Genomic DNA, 11,803 nt, shown 5'->3' on the forward strand with positions numbered 1-11,803 from the left:
GGAAACAGCGCAGGGCGCTGCCGGCGCGGAGAGAATTGCCGCCACGGAGCACACGGGAGCCGGGGGACGTTGGATGGGGTTTCGAAGGCGCATGGCGCTCGTGGCGGTGACCGTCGCGGCGACACCGCTGGTCCTCGGCGGGTGCACCACCGAGCGGAAGCCCGCCGCACGCCCCGCCGAGCGGGTGGTGCCATCGCCCGAACTGACCCTCACGCCCACCGACCTGTCCCGGAACGTGCCGCTCAGCGCGGAGGTGGTTCCGCTCGTCAGGGGCGGAAAGATCACCGCCGTGCGCATCGTCGACGACGCGGGCACGCTGGTCCGGGCGGAGCCACGCGAGGACGGCTCGGCCTGGGTGCCGACCGCTCCGTTGCGGCCGCAGCACACCTACACCGCGGCGGTGACCGCCACCGGCGACTCCGGGCGGACCACCACCCGCACCACCACCTTCACCACAGCGGCGGCGTCGACGAAGCCGCAGGTGACCAGCACCCTGTACTTCGCCGACAAGCAGACGTACGGCACCGCGATGCCGGTGACCATCGGCTTCGATCCGCCCATCGCCAGCGCGGCCCGCGCCGACGTGCAGCGTCGGTTGTTCGTCACCACGAACCCGCCCCAGCCGGGCGCCTGGTCCTGGGTGGACGACGGCAGTCAGGTCTACTACCGGGCGCCCGCCTTCTGGCGACCCGGCACGACCATCAGCGTCCGGGCCGGCCTGGCGGGTCTGCCGATCGGCAGGAACCACGTCGGTGACGCCGACCGCACCGCGACGTCCCGGATCGGACGGCAGGTGGCGCTCGAAGTCGACAACGCCACCAAGCAGATGCGCGTGCTGCGCGACGGCAAGCTGATCCGCAAGATCCCGGTCAGCCTGGGCAAGCGCAGCACCCCCACGTCCAGCGGCAAGATGGTGATCATGGAGAAGCACCAGTACACCACGTTCGACACGCGCGGCGAGCCGAACGGCGGCTACGTGGTGAACGTCGAGGACGCGCAACGGCTCACCTGGGGCGGCGAGTTCATCCACGGGGCACCCTGGTCGGTGTCGGATCAGGGACACCGCAACGTCTCGCACGGCTGCACGAACATCTCGCCGGCCAACGCCGACTGGTTGATGGGCGTCACCCAGGTCGGTGACCTGGTCACCTTCACCGGCACCGAGGTCCGGCTCCAGTCGGGCAACGGCTGGACGGCCTGGAACACCAGTTGGGCCCAGTTCGTCAAGGGCAGCGCGCTGCCCGTACCCGCGGATCTGGGACCGGCCCCGGCCCCGGCGTCGACGCCGCCGGCCCGCGCGGTCACCGGCGGCTCGCGGACGCCGTCGCCGTCCGCCTCCGGCAGCTGACACGCCGCGCGTGCGGCGGGTTCCCGAGCTACGGTAGAACCTGACGTTCACGTGAGGGACAAGGCTGGTGGCTGGCGTCACCGGCCGGGGGAGGCGTCCATGCGGATCGGGGAACTCGCCACGAAGACCGGCGTGTCGGTACGAGCCCTGCGCTACTACGAGGAGCAGGGCCTCCTGGCTGCCGCACGAAGCAGTGGCGGCCAGCGCCACTACCTCGACGACGCCGTCGACCGGGTGTACCTGATCCAGATGCTGTACGCCGCCGGCCTGTCCAGCCGTACCATCCTGGACCTGCTGCCCTGCGTCGACGCTAAGGTCAACACACCGCAGTCGCGGGCCATGCTGCGCGCCGAACGCGACCGCATCGATCGGCAGATCACTCAACTCCGGCAGGCGCGCAAGCGGCTCGACGAGGTCATCGCGATCAGCGAGAGCCCGGCCAGCGGTTGCACCCGGACGGGCGCCGACGCCCAAGTGGCGTAGCGGCGCGGCACGTCGGTGGTCAGATCGGGGTCAACTCCGGGATGCCGTAGTGCTGGTCGAGGACCTGCATGGCGGCGCCCGCGGCGATCACGTCCGCGCCGAGACTGGACAGGGCCACCCGGGTACGGAGCCAGTCCGCACGCCGGGCGTCCGCCTGGACGGCGTCGGTGACCGCCGCGAGATAGGTCTGCGGGTGCCGGAGAAGGTCCGCGCCCGCCAGCACCACGTGGGCGAGGTCGAGGGTCTGGAGCAGGTTGACGACGCCGACGGCCAGCACACCTGCGGCGCGTGCGAAGTCCCCGGCCTCGGCGGCGTGGTGGTGCACGATCTCCAGGCACCCGTGCCGGCCGCAGACGCAGCGGGGCCCGGTCAGGTCGACGACCGTGTGGCCGAACTCACCGGCGTTGGTGTGCGCCCCCCGGTGGGCCGCGCCGCCGAGCCAGAAGCCTCCGCCGATGCCGGACTCGACCATGATGAGGGCCGCGTCGCCGAACGTCGCGCCGTGCCGCCAGGCCTCCGCCGTGATCCCCGCGGTGACGTCCTTGTCCAGGTGGACGGGGAGGCCGAGGTGTTTCTCGGCGAGCTCGCGCAGCGGTACGTCGTGCCAGTGCCGCAGGCCGTGGGCGTCCCGGACCAGGCCGTTGGCGTGGTCGAGTGGGCCGATCATGCCGATGCCCAGCCCGGTGAGCCGGCCCCGCAGGTCGCCGATGCCGGCCATCCTGTCGATGCCGACGCTCAGGGCGTCGAGAAGCTGTGCCGGGGTGAAGTCGCGGGGCAGCGGGCTGACCGCCGAGTGGTGCACGGTGCCGGCCAGGTCGACCAGGACGAGCCGCAGCGTACGCCGGGCCACGTGGGCGCCGATCGCGTACCTGCTGTCGGGGACGAGTTCGTAGACGACCGCGGGCTTGCCGATGCCCGGACGCCGGACGCCGGCGGGGCGGATCAGGCCGTCGGCGGTCAGCCGGGCGATGACCTTGGAGACCGCCTGTGGTGTCAGGCCGGTGGCCTCGACCACGGTCGCCCGCTCGAACGTGCGAGCCGTGCGCCCCACCGCCACGACCAGTGCCTCGTTGTAGCCGCGCAGGAAGCTGACGTCGGCAGTGACGCGAGTCATCTCACCACCCTATTACGCAACGCTGTTGCTAAATTTTTTCGGTGATCGAGTTGAGTAGAGGTCGACGGTTGGCGGCGCTGGCCGCGCTGGCACTGGGCGGCGTCGCGGTCGGGCTGACCGAGTTCGTGGCGATGGGGCTGCTGCCCGACATCGCCCGCGGTCTGCTCCCGCACCAGTACGCGCAGTCGCCGTCGGACGCCATCGCCCGGGCCGGCTGGATGATCACCGCGTACGCGCTCGGGGTGGTCGTCGGCGCGCCGCTGATCGCCGCGTTGAGCGCGCGCCTGCCCCGCAAGAAGCTCGTCCTCGGGCTGCTCGTGCTGTTCGCCGTCGGCACCGTCGCCTCCGCGCTCGCCCCCACCTTCGACCTGGTGCTGGTGGCCCGGTTCGCGGCGGCACTGCCGCACGGCGCGTACTTCGGTGCGGCCGGTCTGCTCGCGGCGACCCTGATGGGCCCCGGTAACGAGGCCCGTGGTTTCGCCACCGTGCTGGGCGGTCTGACCGTGAGCAACCTGGTCGGCGTACCCCTCATCACGAGGCTCGGGCAGACGGTCGACTGGCGGGTCGCGTACCTGGTCATCGCCGGCTTCTTCGTGCTCACCCTGCTGGCGGTGCTGGCGGTCGTGCCGGAGGTCGCCGCGGCGGTCGACGGCTCACCGGCCGCCGAGTTGCGGGCGCTGCGGACCTCGCAGGTCTGGCTGGTCGCCGCCACCGGCGCGGTCGGTTTCGCCGGGTTCTTCGCGGTGAACACCTACATCGCGCCGGTCACCACCGACGTCACCGGCCTCTCCGCCGCGACGGTGCCGTGGGCGTTGGTCGCGGTGGGTCTCGGGATGACCGTCGGCAACGCCCTGGGCGGCTGGCTGGCCGACCGCGACCTCCAGCGGAGCATGGTCATCGGCTTCGTGGCGATGATCGTGAGCATCGCCGTGTTCAGCCTCGTGGCGTCGTCCCGCGTCGGCCTGTTCGTGGGCGCGTTCCTGGTCGGTGCGACAAGCCTCTATCTCGGCCCGGTGTTGCAGGCACGCCTGATCACCGTCGCGCCGGGAGCACAACTGATGGGCGCGGCGCTCAACCAGTCGGCCATGAACATCGCGAACAGCCTGGGCGCCGCCCTGGGCAGCGTCGCCATCGCCGCCGGACTCGGTTACCTCGCGCCGGCCCGGGTGGGCGTCGTTCTGGCGGTCGTCGGGTTGATCCTGGGAGTGGTCAGCTTCGCCGTCGGACGACGGGTGCGCGAGCGGGTCCCGGCCACCGTCTGACGGGTTCGCGGGGCGGGTCCCGGCCACCGTCTCGACCCGAGGTGGCCGGGCCGCCCGCGCGACGCGGTCAGAAGTCGTCCACGCTGACCGTCACCCGGTCGGTGCTCGATCTCCAGTTGGGCACGTTGACCACCTCGTACCCGCCGCCGCGTTGGCCCACGGTGATCCGTACCAGGCCGAGGTGTGCCGGCGTCGCCGGGATGAAGACGTCCATGCCCGTGATGAAGGTCTGGCTGAAGAACTCCGGCAACGGGGCCGTCAGGTTCGTGACGCCGTCGCTGCCGTCGTCGAAGGCGAAGATGCCGATCGTCCTCTTGGCGCGCGGTGCGTTCGCCGCGTTCAGGACATCCCTGCCGTTGATCCAGAGGTGGTCGCCGGCGTCGCCCTGGTCGCCCCACCACTCCTTCTGCCGCTGGATGGTGAGCGCCGTGTGCCGGTCGCTGGTGTCGACCAGGGCGCTGAGGCCCTCGCCCGGCTCGCTCGTCGCGAGGCGTACGAACGAGTCCGAGCGCAGGAACGGCTGGAAGTAGAAGTGGTGCGTCGCGGCGCCGGGGCGCACGAGGGCGAACTCGTAGCGGGCCGTGGCGAGCACCGGGAGGGGACCGAACGAGCCGTCGCCACCGAGCGACACCCGGTGCACGGGCCGGTGCGACAGTCGGCCGCCGGTCAGCGGGCTGACCGGATAGACGTCGAGAGTCGCACCGGTGACGCCGACGTTGCTCGGAAAGAGCACGGCCCGGCCGGAGACCCGGGCGGCGCCGAGGAGTTGGGGCACGATCCGCGTCGTGTGGGGCGCGCGGCCCTGGAGGAATCGGAAGATCTCGCCGAACGACTCCGTCGACGACACGGTCTGGGTGTGCGACTGGCCGGGCAGGTGCACGTTTGTCGCGCCGACGACGGCCCGGGCCGGGTCGCCCTCGCCCCAGATCGCGAGGGTGGGCACCCCGCCCGGCGGGGAGGTCGCGGTGCGCCCGTCCAGGTTGACGTAGTGGGCGACCCGGGCGGCCCTTTCCGGCGAGCTGGTGAGATAGCCCTGCGTGACGAAGGTGCCCAGCGAGTGCGCGACGAGGTCGACCCGGTCCGCGCCGGTGGCCGCCAGCAGGCGGGAGATCCGCGCGTCGAGCCCCGCGTACACCTGGGGAAGGATCGCCGCGATGTTCGGGGAGTCGTACTCGTGGGCTTCGATGATGTCGATCGGGTAGCCGTTGCTGGCCAGCCGTTTGGCCTGGGACTCGAACTGCGCCGCGGATCCCGCGCTGCCGTGCACGAAGATCACTGGGCGGTGGGTCGGGGTGGCGGCGGCTTCGGCGGCGCGGGGAACGGCGACGGCGGACAGGCCGGCCGCGAGGGCGACCCCGGCCAGCACGGAGAGCAGCCTCCGGCGAGATGTGTGCATCGATCCTCCACCTTGAGGGACGAAGTATTTGCACTACTAGCGCAAGTATCGTGTCAGGGTGCGGCGCGATGGTCCACACCTTCCGGTCAGCTCACCGCCGTGGCGAGCAGGTCGCCGACGGCGGCGCGGACCGGGTCGGGGTTCGACCAACTCCAGTTGGGGTGCGCGCGGTTGGTGAGCAGCGCCAGGACGAGTTTGCGGTCGGGCGCGACCAGGAGCGAGGGGCCGGCGAACCCGGTGTGCCCGAAGGTCCGGGCCGAGGCGAGCCTCCCCATGAACCAGCTCTGGTTGAGGACGACCCCGAGGCCGTGCGCCGAGGTCCGGTTGGGTCGCTCGGGGTCGATGGCGGGTTTGCCGGCGTTGTGGTTGCTGAGCATCCGGCGCACGGTCGCCGCGGCGAGGATCCGCTTGCCCTGGTAGGTGCCTTCGTTCAGGAGCAGCTGACCGATGGCCGCGAGATCGGTCGCGGAGGCGAAGATGCCGGCGTGGCCGGCGATGCCACCGAGGTGGTTGGCGACGTCGTCGTGGACGGTGCCCTGCAGCAGGCCCCGGGACGAGCGGGCGTCGGTGGCGACCAGACGGTTGGCCCTGGAGCTGGTGGACACCCAGCTGTTGGGGTTGAAGCCGGTGTCGCGCAGGCCCAGCGGGCTGGTGAGGTTCGTCCGGAGTGCCTGGTCGAGCCGCTGGCCGGTGACCTTCTCGACGATCTTGCCGGCGACCATGAGCCCGACGCTGGAATAGCGGAACGAGTTCCCGGGCACGGCGCCGGGAACCAGCGGTGTGGTGAGCACGGCGTTCCACCGGGCCGCGTTGTCGGGCAGGCCGGTGACCTTGGCGCCGACGGGGAGGCCGCTGGTGTGGGTGAGCAGCATCTCGACGGTGATCTGCCCCTTGCCCGTGCCGGTGAAGGCGGGCAGGTAGTCGCGCACCGGAGCGCCGAGGTCGACATGCCCCTTGTCGACCTGCTGCAACAGCAGGATGGCCGTGTACACCTTGGTGACCGAGGCGAGGTCGAAGATGGAGTCCGGGCGCATCGCGACGCGCTGGCTCGCCGTGAGCAGCTTCGGGCCCGCGCCGTAGCGCAGCGCCTCGCCGACGGCGGTGTGCACCGTCATCTTCCCGTCCACCAGGACGAGAGCGACCGCACCGGGGAAACCCTTGTGCTGGAAGGTCTGCGGTGCGGCGGGCAGGTGTCGCCGGAGCAGGGCGGTCACGTCCCGCGCGTAGGGGGCCTGACCGGCTGGTGGGGGGCCGTCGCTCGGGGGGACCGGCGCGCCCGGTGCGGCGGACGGTGACCTGAGGTTTCCCGCCGGACCGAACCCGACCCGGTTCCCGGCGGCGTCCGTCCCGGTCACCGCGTCGCCGGTGGCCGCAGCACCGGAACCCGTCGCGCCGTTGTCGCCGCAACCGGTGAGGGCGGAGGCCGCGGCGGCCAGGCCGACCCCGAGCAGAGTACGACGCGTAACGGCCATGCCGGAGATCGTGACAGTCGGCCATCGGCCGCGCCACCTGACCCGTCCAATCGTCCACCCGGTCGAACCCATCGGCCAACAGGTGGTCATCTGGCGGACACAGCCGGTTGCCATTCGGGCGGTTGTGCGACGATCGGCGGGCATCACGTCGAACGACCGTCCACCGGTCTGTCCGCGCACGGTCGCGGACAGTCACCGGGGAGGGCACACACCTCGTTACCCCCTTGGAGAGCACGATGTCCCTCTCCCCGTCCCGGGTCTTCGCAGAGCTGAACGCTGCTCGACCCCCTGACCAGCCGTCCCCGACGATGGGGACGGCCGTCGTGGTCGGCGGCAGCGTCGCCGGTCTGCTGGCCGCCCGGGTGCTGTCCGACCACGCCGACACCGTCGTCATCATCGACCGGGACGACCCGCAGATGACCGGAGCGCGGCCCGGCGTACCCCAGGGGACACAGCTGCACGCGCTGCTGCCCGGCGGCCTCTTCCAGCTGGAGCGACTGTTTCCCGGATTCCGCGGTGAGGCGCTGGCGCGCGGAGCGATCGAGGCGCCGCCCGCGTCCCGGCGCAACTACCTCGACGGGCGTCTGAAGGTCGTCGTCCCCGACGACGCCGACAGCCTGGCGGGCAGTCGGCCGCTGCTGGAAGGCCTGATCCGCCAGCAGGTGCTTCGACTGCCCAACGTCAAGACGATCACCGCCCGCGCCACCGGCCTGGTGTTCGACGGCACCGCGGTCACCGGGGTCCGCTGTGAGGTCGGCGGGGTGACCGGTGTGGAGCGCGGCGACCTCGTGGTGGACGCCATGGGGCGGTCCAGCAAACTGTCGGACTGGCTGGAACGGGCCGACTGGGACCGGCCGGTCACCCGGCGGATGACCGTGCACCTCAACTACGCGACCGCCCTGTTCCGTCGCCCGGAGGTCACCCCGGCCTCGACGGTCGTGCTGGCACTGAACACCGCCAGGACGGCGGCGGACGTGGCCGGGGCCGCGTTCTTCGCCATCGAGGACGGCCGGTGGATGGCCATGATGGCCGGTTACGGCAACGACCGCCCGGGGCGCACCGCGGAGGACTTCGTCCGCCGCCTGCGGGAGCAGTTCCCGCCCGAGTTCGGCGAGGTCGCCGACCAGGAGATGATCGGTGACGTCCAGACCTACCACCACGCCGACAGCCGACGACGGGACTTCTACGCGCTCAAGCGGTTCCCGGCCGGCCTGATCAGCGTCGGCGACGCCGTCGCCTCGTTCAACCCGGTGTACGGGCAGGGCATGACGGCGGCGGCCCTGCACGCGGCGTGCCTGTCGACGTACCTCCGGTCCGGCCCGGATCTGCGGGCGCCCGCGCGCCACTTCCTCGCGCTACAGAAGGTCGTGGTCGACGCCGCCTGGTCGCTGTCGACCTCGGCGGACCTGGCGTTGCCCCACGTCGACGGGCCCTACCCGCGCGGCTACCGGCTCTCCAGGTGGGCCAGTGGGCAGATCATCGCCGCGACCGTCACGGACGTGACGACGGCGCGGCGGTTCAACGACGTCGTCTCCATGCGCGAGCACCCGCGTTCGCTGGCCCGGCCCGGCATGCTCCTGGGCGCCCTGCGCGCAAACCGACGCGTACACTGAGCGGGTGACCCGGCGGCCTCGTCGCGAGGCCGCCGGGACCGCCCTATCGGGGGAGCTTGCGGAGGATGTCGACCACGAAGCGGTGGTCGTCCAGCTGCGGCAGCCCGGAGACACCGACCCAGCCCACCACGCCGGTGCCGCGCACGCGCAGGGGCACCGCACCCCCGGCCGCCGCGTACCGCGAGGCCGGCAGGCCGAACCTCTCCGCCAGCGTCACCTGCTTGTCCTGGCACAGCCGGGCCATGTAGAGCGAGGAGTGCTCGAACCGCATCACGACCCGCCCCTTGCGGCGCAGCCACGCGTCGTTGTCCGCCGTCGACCCCGGCAGGCCACAGTGGAACAGCTGCCGCCCGGCCCGCCATACACCCACCGAGACCGGCAGCCGCTGCTCGGTCGCGGCGGCGACGGCGAGCATCCCCAGCTCGTACGCGTCGGTCTCGGACAGGCCCGCGAGCTCCAGCTCGTTCTCCTCGCGCAGCAGCTCGTCCAGCGTCGGCCACGGTTCACGGTCAGCTGACATGTTTCTTCTCCTTCGTGGTGCGGGGCGATCATCCCCGTCGGGCGGGGCGATCACCAGGCGCAGGGCGCGTAGTCCTTCAGGAAACAGCCGTACAGGTCCTCGCCCTGCTCGCCCCGGACGATCGGGTCGTACACCCGGGCCGCGCCGTCGACCAGGTCCAGTGGGGCGTGGAAGCCCTCGTCGGCCAGTCGCATCTTCGTCGGGTGGGGGCGTTCGTCGGTGATCCAGCCGGTGTCGACGCTGGTCATCAGGATGCCGTCGGTCAGCATCTCCTCGGCGCTGGTGCGGGTGAGCATGTTCAGCGCCGCCTTGGCCATGTTGGTGTGCGGGTGCCCCGGCCCCTTGTAGCCGCGGCCGAACTGGCCCTCCATCGCCGACACGTTCACCACGTACTTGCGGCGGGCCGACGCGGCGGCCATCGCCGGGCGCAGCCGGCTGACCAGCACGAACGGCGCGGTGACGTTGCACAGCTGCACCTCGAGCAGCTCGACCGGGTCCACCTCCTGGACCCGCTGGACCCAGCTGTTGACCGAGTCGAGGTCGGGAACGAGACCCCCGGCGTCGATGGCCGTGGACGCCGCGATCCGTTCCGGTGAGGCCGAGCCGCTGGTGAGCGCCAGCGCGGTGAGCGCGTGCGGGGTGAGCGCTGTCGACTGTGGTCCAGCGGTCAGGCTGCCCACCGGGCCGCCCGGCCCGTCCGGCTTGGCGAACGTGATCAGCTCCGGCAGCGGGCCGTCCGGCAGGGCCGCGGCCTCGGCGGCGATGAGCTGCGCGTACGCCCCGGGGGACCGGCGGACGGTCTGCGCCGCGTTGTTGATCAGAATGTCGAGGGGGCCCTGGCTGCTGACCTCGTCGGCGAGGGCGATCACCTGGGCGGGGTCGCGCAGGTCGATCCCGACGATGCGCAGCCGGTGCAGCCAGTCCCCGCTGTCGGGCATCGCGGCGAACCGGCGGACCGCGTCGTGCGGGAACCGCGTTGTCACCGTGGTGTGCGCGCCATCGCGCAGCAGCCGCAGCGCGATGTACATGCCGATCTTGGCCCGGCCGCCGGTGAGCAGCGCGCGCCGACCGGTCAGGTCGGTACGGGCGTCGCGGCGCTCCCGGTTCAGCGCGGCGCAGGACGGGCAGAGCTGGTGGTAGAAGGCGTCCACCTCGCGGTAGCGCTGCTTGCAGACGTAGCAGCCGCGGGGGTTGTGCAGGAATCCCGCCGTCTCGCCCGCGGCGGAGGAGGCGAGCGGAATGCCCTGCGTCTCGTCGTCGATCCGCCCCGGCGCCCCGGTGGCGGTGGCCTCCGTCACCGCGCGGTCGGCGGCGAGGATGGCGTCGCGCCGCTCCTCCCGCCGCCGCTGCTTGATCACCTTGTAGAGCCGGGCGGTGGCCCGCTGCACCTGCACCACGTCGGGGTGGTCGGAGGGCAGCGCCTCCAGCGCCTCGAAGACGCTGAGGCAGGCCTCCAGCCGGCTTCGGTCAATACCCTCTTGACCGTTTTCGGTAACGTTGTCCACCGTCATGCGTCGTTGTCTCGTCCCGTATCCCGTGCCGGCTCCAGCCGGCCCGCCCCAAGTCCGACCCGAAACGGTACGCGCCCCACGGCCTCCGACGCACCTCACGGCCGCCCGGCGTGGTGCGCCTCGCGGCCGCCAGGGGCGGTGCGCCTCGCGGCGCTGTCAGTCGGCGTCGGCGTGGCCGAGACGCCAGTAACCCATGAAGGCCACCGCCCGGCGGTCCAGACCTCGTTCGGCGACGAGGTGCCGGCGTAGGTGACGGATGACGCCGGCCTCCCCGGCCAGCCACGCGTAGAGCGGCGCCGAGGCCACCTGCTCGGGCACCTCCCACAGGATCTCGGTGTCCACGTCCACGTCCGGCACGGGCTGGGCGGCCGCCGCCGCGTCGGGGGCCAGCAGTTCCCCGGCCGCGGCGACGACGGCCGGCACCAGGTGGCTGCCGTACCCGTCGGCGCCCCGGGACAGCCAGCGGACCTCGACGCCGGGGGGCGCGACCAGCGGCAACACGTCGGCGGCGTCGGGCACCTCCAGCACGACCGTGCCCCGGGCGTCGCGGGGGAGCCGCTCGCAGATGCTGCTGATCGCCGGCACGGCGGTCTCGTCCCCGGCCAGCAGAAGGGTGCCGCCGGTCGACTGTCGAAACTCCACCCCGCCGTGGTTGCCGTCGAAGCCGGCGTCCGGCCCGACCAGGGCGATCTCGTCGCCGACACTCGCCCGCCGGGCCCAGCGCGTCGCCGGGCCACTGTCGCCGTGCAGCACGAGGTCGACGTCGACCTCGGCCAGGTGCGGGCGGACCGCCCGCACCGTGTAGGTGCGGATCGGATTGCGCAGGTGCTCGGGCAGGGCCCGCCACGTCGCGTACCAGTCCGCTCCCTGCGGAAGGGTCGCCCCGCGCTGACCGGGCAGCGGCAGCGCCAGTTTGATCCGCTGGTCGTAACCGTTGTCGGCGAAGCGGTCCAGGTCCGCCCCGGTGAAGGTCACCCGGGTGAAGGACGGGCTGAGTCGGCGTACCGCGTGGACGGTGACGGCGAACACGCGCCACGGGGCGATGGGCAGGGTCTCGGTCATGGTGCCTCTCTCGACTCGGGCC

The 11,803-nt window shown here is 72.2% G+C and carries 10 protein-coding genes; 4 read left to right on the top strand and 6 right to left on the bottom strand.

What is annotated here, in order from left to right:
* Positions 1–91: 91 nt before the first annotated feature.
* Together ACFYL6_RS24885 and ACFYL6_RS24890 are read left to right on the top strand one after the other, a co-directional pair.
* Entirely contained in the window at positions 92–1,348 is a 1,257-nt protein-coding gene (locus ACFYL6_RS24885; RefSeq protein ID WP_387174656.1) for an Ig-like domain-containing protein, read from the top strand.
* A 99-nt stretch (positions 1,349–1,447) separates the two neighbouring features.
* Positions 1,448–1,831, top strand: coding sequence for a MerR family transcriptional regulator (locus ACFYL6_RS24890; RefSeq protein ID WP_387174658.1), 384 nt, complete (start codon positions 1,448–1,450; stop codon positions 1,829–1,831).
* A 19-nt stretch (positions 1,832–1,850) separates the two neighbouring features.
* Here the strand turns inward: ACFYL6_RS24890 and ACFYL6_RS24895 are convergent, their stop codons facing one another.
* Positions 1,851–2,945, bottom strand: a complete 1,095-nt coding sequence (locus tag ACFYL6_RS24895; RefSeq protein WP_387174660.1) for an ROK family protein — start codon at positions 2,943–2,945, stop codon at positions 1,851–1,853.
* 41 nt (positions 2,946–2,986) lie between these two features.
* Between ACFYL6_RS24895 and ACFYL6_RS24900 the strand changes: the two genes are divergently transcribed.
* Positions 2,987–4,207: an MFS transporter gene (locus ACFYL6_RS24900; protein WP_387174662.1), complete on the top strand. Its 1,221-nt coding sequence runs from the start codon at positions 2,987–2,989 to the stop codon at positions 4,205–4,207.
* A 67-nt stretch (positions 4,208–4,274) separates the two neighbouring features.
* Here the strand turns inward: ACFYL6_RS24900 and ACFYL6_RS24905 are convergent, their stop codons facing one another.
* Entirely contained in the window at positions 4,275–5,603 is a 1,329-nt protein-coding gene (locus tag ACFYL6_RS24905) for an alpha/beta hydrolase (RefSeq protein ID WP_387174664.1), read from the bottom strand.
* A gap of 86 nt (positions 5,604–5,689) precedes the next feature.
* The gene (locus ACFYL6_RS24910; RefSeq protein WP_387174666.1) at positions 5,690–7,075 is read right to left on the bottom strand and encodes a serine hydrolase domain-containing protein; all 1,386 of its coding nucleotides are present in this window, start codon (positions 7,073–7,075) and stop codon (positions 5,690–5,692) included.
* A 236-nt stretch (positions 7,076–7,311) separates the two neighbouring features.
* Between ACFYL6_RS24910 and ACFYL6_RS24915 the strand changes: the two genes are divergently transcribed.
* Positions 7,312–8,688 carry an FAD-dependent oxidoreductase gene (locus ACFYL6_RS24915; protein ID WP_387174668.1) on the top strand — a complete coding sequence of 459 codons (1,377 nt, stop codon included), beginning with the start codon at positions 7,312–7,314 and terminating at the stop codon, positions 8,686–8,688.
* A gap of 43 nt (positions 8,689–8,731) precedes the next feature.
* Here the strand turns inward: ACFYL6_RS24915 and ACFYL6_RS24920 are convergent, their stop codons facing one another.
* The 3 genes from ACFYL6_RS24920 to ACFYL6_RS24930 form a co-directional block, all read right to left on the bottom strand.
* Complete coding sequence (locus ACFYL6_RS24920; RefSeq protein ID WP_387174669.1) at positions 8,732–9,208, bottom strand: heme-degrading domain-containing protein; 477 nt, start codon at positions 9,206–9,208, stop codon at positions 8,732–8,734.
* Between the two features lie 50 nt (positions 9,209–9,258).
* Positions 9,259–10,719, bottom strand: a complete 1,461-nt coding sequence (locus tag ACFYL6_RS24925; RefSeq protein ID WP_387174671.1) for an SDR family NAD(P)-dependent oxidoreductase — start codon at positions 10,717–10,719, stop codon at positions 9,259–9,261.
* A gap of 156 nt (positions 10,720–10,875) precedes the next feature.
* Positions 10,876–11,781 (bottom strand): siderophore-interacting protein, encoded by a 906-nt coding sequence (locus tag ACFYL6_RS24930; protein WP_387174673.1) that lies wholly within the window; start codon positions 11,779–11,781, stop codon positions 10,876–10,878.
* Between the last annotated feature and the right edge of the window lie 22 nt (positions 11,782–11,803).

This window comes from Micromonospora sp. NPDC007208, assembly GCF_042869175.1.
In the GTDB taxonomy this organism is placed as follows: Bacteria; Actinomycetota; Actinomycetes; order Mycobacteriales; family Micromonosporaceae; genus Micromonospora; species Micromonospora foliorum.

What these genes read in the sequence shown, in the direction of transcription:
- ACFYL6_RS24885 (WP_387174656.1), top strand. Translation starts at nt 92, where the DNA reads ATGGCGCTCGTGGCGGTGACCGTCGCGGCGACACCGCTGGTCCTCGGC.
- ACFYL6_RS24890 (WP_387174658.1), top strand. Translation starts at nt 1,448, where the DNA reads ATGCGGATCGGGGAACTCGCCACGAAGACCGGCGTGTCGGTACGAGCC.
- ACFYL6_RS24895 (WP_387174660.1), bottom strand. Translation starts at nt 2,945, where the DNA reads ATGACTCGCGTCACTGCCGACGTCAGCTTCCTGCGCGGCTACAACGAG.
- ACFYL6_RS24905 (WP_387174664.1), bottom strand. Translation starts at nt 5,603, where the DNA reads ATGCACACATCTCGCCGGAGGCTGCTCTCCGTGCTGGCCGGGGTCGCC.
- ACFYL6_RS24910 (WP_387174666.1), bottom strand. Translation starts at nt 7,075, where the DNA reads ATGGCCGTTACGCGTCGTACTCTGCTCGGGGTCGGCCTGGCCGCCGCG.
- ACFYL6_RS24915 (WP_387174668.1), top strand. Translation starts at nt 7,312, where the DNA reads ATGTCCCTCTCCCCGTCCCGGGTCTTCGCAGAGCTGAACGCTGCTCGA.
- ACFYL6_RS24920 (WP_387174669.1), bottom strand. Translation starts at nt 9,208, where the DNA reads ATGTCAGCTGACCGTGAACCGTGGCCGACGCTGGACGAGCTGCTGCGC.
- ACFYL6_RS24925 (WP_387174671.1), bottom strand. Translation starts at nt 10,719, where the DNA reads ATGACGGTGGACAACGTTACCGAAAACGGTCAAGAGGGTATTGACCGA.
- ACFYL6_RS24930 (WP_387174673.1), bottom strand. Translation starts at nt 11,781, where the DNA reads ATGACCGAGACCCTGCCCATCGCCCCGTGGCGCGTGTTCGCCGTCACC.